At 56.2% G+C, this 6,701-nt stretch carries 7 protein-coding genes; 5 read left to right on the forward strand and 2 right to left on the reverse strand.

The features are described from left to right. Positions 1-6 precede the first annotated feature (6 nt). Entirely contained in the window at positions 7-312 is a 306-nt protein-coding gene (locus M0974_RS13950) for a DUF2288 domain-containing protein (protein WP_297837565.1), read from the reverse strand. 336 nt (positions 313-648) lie between these two features. Between M0974_RS13950 and M0974_RS13955 the strand changes: the two genes are divergently transcribed. The 5 genes from M0974_RS13955 to M0974_RS13975 all read left to right on the forward strand — a co-directional run bounded on the left by M0974_RS13955 (position 649) and on the right by M0974_RS13975 (position 5,662). Then, positions 649-1,776, forward strand: coding sequence for a branched-chain amino acid ABC transporter substrate-binding protein (locus tag M0974_RS13955; protein ID WP_297837568.1), 1,128 nt, complete (start codon positions 649-651; stop codon positions 1,774-1,776). A gap of 225 nt (positions 1,777-2,001) precedes the next feature. Continuing rightward, entirely contained in the window at positions 2,002-2,931 is a 930-nt protein-coding gene (gene livH / locus M0974_RS13960; protein ID WP_297837571.1) for a high-affinity branched-chain amino acid ABC transporter permease LivH, read from the forward strand. After that, positions 2,928-4,196 (forward strand): high-affinity branched-chain amino acid ABC transporter permease LivM, encoded by a 1,269-nt coding sequence (locus M0974_RS13965; protein ID WP_297837575.1) that lies wholly within the window; start codon positions 2,928-2,930, stop codon positions 4,194-4,196. The genes livH and M0974_RS13965 overlap by 4 nt, the downstream gene beginning before the upstream one ends. Then, positions 4,193-4,960, forward strand: coding sequence for a high-affinity branched-chain amino acid ABC transporter ATP-binding protein LivG (gene livG / locus M0974_RS13970; RefSeq protein ID WP_297837578.1), 768 nt, complete (start codon positions 4,193-4,195; stop codon positions 4,958-4,960). Before M0974_RS13965 ends, livG begins: the two co-directional genes overlap by 4 nt. Then, positions 4,961-5,662 (forward strand): ABC transporter ATP-binding protein, encoded by a 702-nt coding sequence (locus M0974_RS13975; protein WP_297837581.1) that lies wholly within the window; start codon positions 4,961-4,963, stop codon positions 5,660-5,662. Between the two features lie 128 nt (positions 5,663-5,790). On the opposite strand, the gene M0974_RS13980 is transcribed toward M0974_RS13975, so the two are convergent. Continuing rightward, a complete protein-coding gene (locus tag M0974_RS13980) occupies positions 5,791-6,699 on the reverse strand; it encodes a LysR family transcriptional regulator (RefSeq protein WP_297837585.1) in 909 nt (302 codons plus the stop codon). Between the last annotated feature and the right edge of the window lie 2 nt (positions 6,700-6,701).

Below are 6,701 nucleotides of genomic sequence, written 5' to 3' on the forward strand. Positions count from 1 at the left end.
AGTCACTCAGGCAAGTGCACGGTGCTGGATCAACACCCAGGGCGCCACCACCACTGCCCATAACGACGGGTCACGCGCCAGAAGATCCAACGCCCTTGATTCATCTACCTTGCTGACTTGCCCGGCTGCAAGCCACGCAGCGACTTTGTCTGCTTGGTTAACAGCCACGGCCTCTGCGACCTCAATCAAATCCAGCGGTGGTTCGACCCACAACAGGGCACCCCTTGCAAAGAATGGTTGCAATTCATTCCAGGTAATTGAGGCCGTTTCGCCGAGCAGTTTGGCATAGAGGGTGCTAGGTTCTTGCGTCATGGGTTTCACCAAAGAGAAAATCGGCGCAATGATAGCGCCGCAATTTCTTCAGACAAACCCAGATTTAAGTGGTTGATTGCATGGGAGGTTCAGAATCATTTGGGGAACGGACCCACTTGTGCGGAAGGCAAGTGCGAGAAGTCGGTGTGATTCTGTCTCTTTCTGTCAATTAAGCGACATCCCTCTGTGTTGCCCCCCGTAGCCCGCTGTTCAAGGGATAAACCGGCGCTCTACACTGTACCGGTACAGTTACCGGGGATGACCGAGGGTCGTCAATCCGGTCCTGCAGCCTCGGCCGCCAGGATTATAAAAATTAAAACACAAGAGTGGAGCATCATGACTAAGGGTATTAAGCAGGTTTCCAAGCTGTTTGCCGCATTGGTTTTGGCCGGGGTTGCCAGCCATTCGTTCGCAGCTGACACCATCAAAATCGGCATTGCCGGCCCTAAAACTGGCGCAGTCGCTCAATACGGCGACATGCAGTTCAGCGGCGCGAAAATGGCCATTGAGCAAATCAACGCCAAGGGTGGCGTTAACGGCAAAAAACTCGAAGCTGTTGAGTACGACGATGCCTGCGATCCAAAACAAGCAGTCGCTATAGCCAACAAAGTCGTCAACGATGGCGTGAAGTTTGTTGTCGGTCACCTGTGCTCCAGCTCGACTCAACCGGCTTCTGACATCTACGAAGACGAAGGCATCATCATGGTGACTCCAGCGGCCACCAGCCCTGAAATCACCGCTCGCGGTTACAAAATGATCTTCCGCACTATCGGTCTGGACAGCGCTCAAGGCCCAACCGCGGGCAACTACATCGCTGACGTGGTTAAACCGAAAGTTGTCGCTGTCATCCATGACAAGCAGCAGTACGGTGAAGGCATCGCCACCGCAGTGAAGAAAACCCTCGAAGGCAAAGGCGTGAAGGTTGCCGTGTTCGAAGGCATCAACGCTGGCGACAAAGACTTCTCGTCGCTGATCGCCAAACTGAAACAAGCAAACGTGGATTTCGTCTACTACGGCGGCTACCACCCAGAACTGGGTCTGATCTTGCGTCAGGCTAAAGAGAAAGGCCTGATTGCTGGCTTCATGGGCCCAGAAGGCGTGGGTAACGCTTCGATCTCGCAGATTGCTCAAGATGCGTCCGAAGGTCTGTTGGTAACACTGCCGAAATCGTTCGACCAGGATCCTTCCAACAAGGCTCTGGTAGCAGCGTTCGCAGCGAAGAAAGAAGACCCAAGTGGCCCGTTCGTGTTCCCGGCCTACGCCGCAGTTGAAGTGATCGCTGACGCCATCACCACCGCTAAAAGCGAAGATACCGCGAAAGTAGCAGCAGCCATCCATGCGGGCACGTTCAAGACCCCGACTGGCGACCTGAGCTACGACGCCAAAGGCGACCTGAAAGACTTCAAATTTGTGGTCTACACCTGGCACAAAGACGGCACCAAAACCGAAGCCCCAATGAAATAAGCTTCGAGTGTTGTGACTCACCCAAAGCCCACTGCATCCACAGTGGGCTTTGTTTTACGAGGTAAACGGGTCGAGACCTGCGCTACAGCAACTCTTCCCCCCTGAAAATCTTGAAACCGTCACCAGTGCCTCACTGAGCTCACGTCAAACGTGGACGAATACCATGACGCGCGAGCGGCAAACGACTTCACCAGTGGACACTCGTAGGTTTTTAGGAGCGCCGTAATGCCTGAGATAGATTTCTATCACTTTTTCCAACAGCTGATAAATGGTCTGACCGTTGGCAGTACCTATGCCCTGATCGCCATTGGCTACACCATGGTTTACGGCATCATCGGCATGATCAACTTCGCCCATGGCGAGGTGTACATGATCGGTTCGTACGTAGCTTTCATCGCCTTGGCAGGCTTGAGCGCCATGGGGCTGGACAGCTTGCCGCTGCTTATCACTGCCGCTTTTGTCGCCAGTATCGTTGTGACCAGTGCTTATGGTTACGCCATCGAGCGCGTTGCTTACCGCCCTTTGCGCGGCAGCAACCGTCTGATTCCGTTGATCTCGGCCATTGGTATGTCGATCTTTCTACAGAACACGGTGTTGCTCGCTCAAGATTCCAAAGACAAATCGATCCCCAACCTGATTCCCGGAAACTTTGTGTTCGGCACCTCCAGCAGTCATGAGGTGGTGATTTCGTACATGCAGATTCTGATTTTCCTCGTCACCCTGGTCGCCATGCTCGCGCTGACCTGGTTCATCTCTCGCTCTCGCCTGGGCCGCGCCTGCCGCGCCTGCGCTGAAGACATCAAGATGGCCAACCTGCTCGGCATCAACACCAACAACATCATTGCCCTGACCTTCGTTATCGGTGCGGCGCTGGCTGCGGTCGCCGCGGTCTTGCTGAGCATGCAATATGGTGTGATCAACCCCAACGCTGGCTTCCTCGTCGGTATCAAAGCGTTTACCGCAGCGGTACTCGGCGGCATCGGCAGCATTCCCGGCGCCATGCTTGGCGGTCTGGTATTGGGTGTAGCCGAAGCCTTTGGTGCCGACGTGTTCGGCGACCAATACAAGGACGTCGTGGCATTCGCGCTGCTGGTGCTCGTGTTGTTGTTCCGGCCTACCGGCCTGCTAGGTCGTCCGGAGGTTGAAAAAGTATGAGCAAGCATCTCAAATCGGCGCTATTCAGCGCCTTGCTGGTGGTGGCCGTCGCCTACCCTATTCTCGGCCTTAAGCTGGAAATCGCTGGCGTCAATCTAACGGTCATCGGCGCCAGCAATATCACGTTGATCGCCATTTTCGGTTGTTCCATTGCCATGTTTTTCCGGGTGCTGTTTCAGGACCAGATCAACACTGTATGGCGCGCCACACCGAACATGCCGCGCATTCCGACAAAGACCACCAACTTCCTGACCCTGCCTTCCACCCAGCGCTGGATAGTGCTCGCCATCATCCTTATCGCGCTGGTGTGGCCGTTCTTCGGCTCACGCGGCGCAGTGGACATCGCCACGCTGATCCTGATCTACATCATGCTTGGCCTGGGGCTAAACATCGTGGTTGGCCTGGCCGGGCTACTCGACCTGGGTTATGTCGGTTTCTACGCCGTCGGTGCTTACAGCTACGCGCTGTTGTCGCATTACTATGGGCTGGGCTTCTGGATCTGTCTGCCGATCGCCGGCTTGATGTCAGCATTGTTCGGCTTCCTGCTGGGCTTTCCGGTGTTGCGTTTGCGTGGTGACTACCTGGCAATCGTGACCTTGGGTTTTGGTGAGATCATCCGCTTGCTGCTGCGCAACATGACCGGCCTCACGGGCGGCCCGAACGGCATCAGCAACATCCCAAAACCTACCCTGTTCGGCCTGTCGTTCGAACGTGCGGCGGCTGACGGGGCACAGACCTTCCACGAGTATTTCGGCATTGCCTACAACTCGGTGAACAAGGTCATTTTCCTGTACCTGGTCGCACTGCTGCTGGCGCTATTGGCGCTGTTCGTCATCAACCGGTTGCTGCGCATGCCCATCGGGCGCGCCTGGGAAGCATTGCGTGAAGACGAAATTGCCTGCCGCGCATTGGGTCTGAACCCGACCATCATCAAACTCTCGGCCTTCACCCTGGGGGCTTCATTCGCCGGTTTTGCCGGTAGCTTCTTCGCCGCTCGCCAAGGCTTGGTGACGCCCGAGTCGTTCACCTTCATCGAGTCGGCGATCATCCTCGCCATCGTCGTGCTGGGCGGCATGGGCTCGCAACTGGGGGTAATCCTTGCCGCCGTAGTGCTGATCCTGATGCCAGAGTTGATGCGTGAGTTCAGTGAGTACCGCATGTTGATGTTCGGTGCCTTGATGGTGCTGATGATGATCTGGCGTCCACAAGGTTTGCTGCCAATGCAACGTCCCGAAATGAAACTGAAAGCGGAGCCGCATTCATGAGCCGTCCGCTTCTGCAAGTCAGCGGCCTGAGCATGCGCTTTGGTGGCTTGTTGGCGGTCAATGGCGTGGGCCTGACCGTTAACGAAAAACAAGTGGTGTCGATGATCGGCCCGAACGGTGCCGGTAAAACCACTGTTTTCAACTGCCTCACCGGTTTCTACAAACCGACGGCGGGCACCATCTTGTTGGACGGCGAAGCCATTCAAGGCCTCGCAGGCCACGAGATTGCCCGCAAAGGCGTGGTGCGTACATTTCAGAACGTACGTCTGTTCAAGGAAATGACGGCGGTGGAAAACTTGCTGGTTGCCCAGCATCGTCACCTCAACACCAACTTCCTGGCCGGCTTGTTCAAGACCCCGGCGTTTCGCAAGAGCGAGCGCGAGGCGATGGACTACGCCGAACATTGGCTGGAACAGGTCAACCTGAAGGAGTTCGCCAACCGCCCTGCAGGTACGTTGGCGTACGGCCAGCAACGCCGTCTGGAAATCGCTCGTTGCATGATGACGCGTCCGCGCATCCTGATGCTCGACGAACCGGCTGCCGGTTTGAACCCGCGTGAAACCGAAGACCTCAAGGCGTTGATCGGCATGTTGCGCAACGAACACAACGCCACGGTGTTGCTGATCGAGCACGACATGAAACTGGTCATGAGCATTTCCGACCACATCGTCGTGATCAATCAGGGCACACCCCTGGCCGACGGTACGCCGGAGCAAATCCGCGACAATCCTGAAGTGATCAAAGCCTACCTGGGGGAAGCGTAAATGCTGCAATTCGAAAACGTTTCCACCTTCTACGGCAAGATCCAGGCGCTGCACTCGGTCAATGTCGATATTCGCCAAGGCGAAATCGTCACCCTCATCGGCGCCAACGGTGCAGGTAAATCCACCCTGCTGATGACCCTGTGCGGTTCACCACGCGCCCATGCCGGCAGCATTCGCTACATGGGCGAAGAGCTGGTCGGGCTGGACTCTTCGCAGATCATGCGTAAAAGCATCGCGGTAGTGCCCGAAGGCCGTCGCGTGTTTGCCCGCCTGACCGTGGAAGAAAACCTCGCCATGGGCGGGTTCTTCACCGAAAAAGGCGACTACCAAGAGCAAATGGACAAGGTCTTGCAGCTGTTCCCTCGGCTCAAGGAGCGCTTCCATCAGCGTGGCGGCACCATGTCGGGCGGCGAACAGCAAATGCTCGCCATCGGCCGCGCACTGATGAGCAAACCCAAGCTGCTGCTGTTGGATGAGCCGTCGCTGGGGTTGGCACCGATCATCATTCAGCAGATTTTCGAGATCGTCGAACAACTGCGTCGCGACGGTGTGACCGTGTTCCTGGTGGAACAAAACGCCAACCAGGCCCTGAAAATCGCAGACCGGGCCTATGTGCTGGAAAACGGCCGGGTGGTCATGCAAGGGACGGGAGCAGAGTTGTTGGTAGACCCGAAAGTGCGGGATGCCTATCTGGGTGGTTGAGTAGCGTGTGGTGTGACTAAAAAACGACCTACGGGTCGTTTTTTTGTGAGCCATCGTTTTCGTCAACAAGCATAAATCTCATGAAACTTTAACCATGTGACAATTACCTGCAGGGGGTGCCTGCTACATCACAGCCGTTCAAGGGCGTTACTGCTGCGGGCGAACCAACCCAGCAGGTAATCCGCAAGGACTTTGGTACGGCGCGGCAAACCACCCACGTAGGGATGAACCAGATACAGCGGCAAACTGGGTGTTTGATAATCGCGCAGCAACCACAGCAAGCGGCCATCGGTGATTTCGGAGTGCAGCATGTAGGACGGCAGTCGAGCGATTCCCGCGCCGACCAGGGCGGCCTTCTTCAACAGGCTGTAGTGATTGCTGGCAAACGGACCCGAGACATGCACCCGGGTCAGTTGATGATCCTGATGGTAATCCCACTCGTTACGACCACTGTAATGACTGTTCAGCAAGCACTGATGTTCGCTCAATGACCGTGGATGGGTCGGTTCGCCGTGGCGCTCCAAATAAGCCGGGCTGGCGCAGGTCAACTCCTGCATGGCGAGCAGTGGTTTGGACACTAGCCTTTCATCGCTGCCCACGCTGGTGCGTATCGCCAAGTCGTACCCGTCGCGGTGCAAATCACGAAAGCCATTGTTGAGGTCCAGTTCAATGTGCACCAACGGATGTTTTTTTGAGAATTCCATCAGCAACCCATCAAAAAACGTTTCGCCCAGTGACACAGGAACCGTGATTCTCACCGAGCCGGATATTTCGTCGCTCAATCGTGCCAACGCCTGCCTGGCGCGTTCGACCTGAACGATCAATGCCCGTGCCTGCGGCAACAACGCAGCCCCCGCAGGCGTAAGGCTCAGGCTTCGGGTGGTACGGTGCAGCAGGACCACGGAAAAGCTGGTTTCCAGAAACTTGATGCGCTTGGACAACTGACCCTTGCTGCACCCCAGCCGTTGCGCCGCCAGCGTAAAGCTGCCGGCCTCGACCAAAATCGCAAATGCGACCAGATCATCCATTTCACTCATTC

Origin of the sequence: Pseudomonas sp. (assembly GCF_026224925.1) — a bacterium.
GTDB lineage: Bacteria > Pseudomonadota > Gammaproteobacteria > Pseudomonadales > Pseudomonadaceae > Aquipseudomonas.